The organism is Mesorhizobium shonense, from assembly GCF_040545255.1.
In the GTDB taxonomy this organism is placed as follows: domain Bacteria; phylum Pseudomonadota; class Alphaproteobacteria; order Rhizobiales; family Rhizobiaceae; genus Mesorhizobium; species Mesorhizobium shonense.
In genome coordinates, this window is record NZ_JBEPLM010000049.1 from 1 (window position 1) to 1,684 (window position 1,684).

The window sequence follows — 1,684 nt, forward strand, 5'->3', positions numbered from 1 at the left end:
CAAAGAACAGACATCGCAGACGCGGTGTCGTGGCCCTTACGCTTGCGGCTTCGGGGCCCTTCGAGTGTCGCTCACGCGGCTCTCTTGAATTTCGCAGAGGGCTGACTTAGAAGCGAACTTCTCTACCGCCAGCGGCGTGCCGCCCTCGTTCGTGGGGCGTATATAGTCGCCACCCGATCGAACTGTCAACAGCCAAGATCGCTCTTTTTTCGATTTCTCGTCGAGATGTCAGCGGCGGCAAAAATGGTGAGCTGGCTTGGTTCAATTCTTGCCGGCGATCCGTTGCCAGCCATCCCGGCGATACCAGCCACAACCGCTCCGCCGAGCGCGATGCTTTCAACCGAAATCGCCCTGCGGCGCTTAGCCGAATGTCGACCGCCGCGGCCGCTTGAACCTCGGTTTAGAGCCGCTCCTCAAGCAATTCAGGCGTAATGTTCCGGCCGGCGTAGAAGATGCCCAGGATCAGCACACGCTCGCCATCGACGGCGAAAACGATACTGACCGCGCGGCGATAGCCTATGATTCGCAGCCCCGGCATGATCTCCACCCGCTCAGTGCCGCGCTGTGGAAATGTCGACAAGCCCAGGCAATGATCGCGGATGCCCACAACAAAGTCCCAAGCAACCGCTGGCGACGCACGCTCGGCTATATCGTCATAGAGTTGTTCGAGTTCAGCTTCCGCTTTCGCGTGGAAAACAATCCGGTATTCCATCCCTACTTGGCTTTCGCCCGCCGCGCGCGATGACGGACCTCCAGCCGGGAAAACACCGTTTCGGCAGGAACTCCCTTTGCCGGATCCTGCTGGAGCTCAGCCATGCGCGACGGGATTTCCTCGCGCAGCCACTTCTCCCGCTCTGCCTCAAAATCCTCGAGCATGCGCAGGCCGGCGCGGACAACCTCGCTGGCATTGTTGTAGCGGCCCGATTCGAGCTGCCTCTTGATAAAGCGCTCATAATGGTCGCTCAAAGCATAGTTGGGCATGGGAACCTCCTCGGGAAAATATGAAGGCCGGCGACAGATATAGCAATAGATAACAAAAATTAGCAATATGGCTGAATCAATTCCAATTCACCCCTTGCGATTCGGCGAAAGATTCAACTACCCGAATCGGCAGCGATCAAAATGTCGGGTCAAGACACCTGCACCCGATCGAGGATCGCCATGCGGCCTATTCCACGATCTCTGCTCTCGCCATTTGCGAGGCGACAGAGGCACAGAAGCCGGCTGAGTTTAAATTCAACCGGCTAATATTATTTCGCACCCAGTTAGGCGTCGGTCTCTGAATACGTGTCCCCACTTGGACGTCCTCATCAGCCGCAGCGCAAAGCAGGCATCGCACCGGGCACCAATGTGGGCGGGGGAATGTTTCGCCTTGGCGAGAGTCCGTGACCTCCGTGTCCCTCCTGCGATTCCCCTAACGCCAAAACGGCCCGCGCGAGGCGGGCCGTTTTTGCATCTGGTTTCGGGGACAGGATTTGGCTTCTTTGTCCCGCGGCGTCGGCTTCGCCTCCTTGCGGGCCCCTGATGAGCGCTCAAATCAGCCGGCCACCACAAGCCGAATGCCAAAACGGCCCGCGCGAGGCGGGCCGTTTTGGTATTTGGTTGCGGGGACAGGATTTGAACCTGTGACCTTCAGGTTATGAGCCTGACGAGCTACCGGGCTGCTCCACCCCGCGCCAACCAT

2 protein-coding genes and 1 tRNA gene are annotated in these 1,684 nt (G+C 58.7%); all 3 read right to left on the bottom strand.

What is annotated here, in order from left to right; genetic code table 11:
- Positions 1–400 precede the first annotated feature (400 nt).
- The gene (locus ABID26_RS36960) at positions 401–712 is read right to left on the bottom strand and encodes a type II toxin-antitoxin system RelE/ParE family toxin (protein ID WP_126097743.1); all 312 of its coding nucleotides are present in this window, start codon (positions 710–712) and stop codon (positions 401–403) included.
- 2 nt (positions 713–714) lie between these two features.
- Positions 715–981: a type II toxin-antitoxin system ParD family antitoxin gene (locus ABID26_RS36965; protein WP_126097742.1), complete on the bottom strand. Its 267-nt coding sequence runs from the start codon at positions 979–981 to the stop codon at positions 715–717.
- Between the two features lie 618 nt (positions 982–1,599).
- Positions 1,600–1,676, bottom strand: a tRNA-Met gene (locus ABID26_RS36970).
- Positions 1,677–1,684 lie beyond the last annotated feature (8 nt).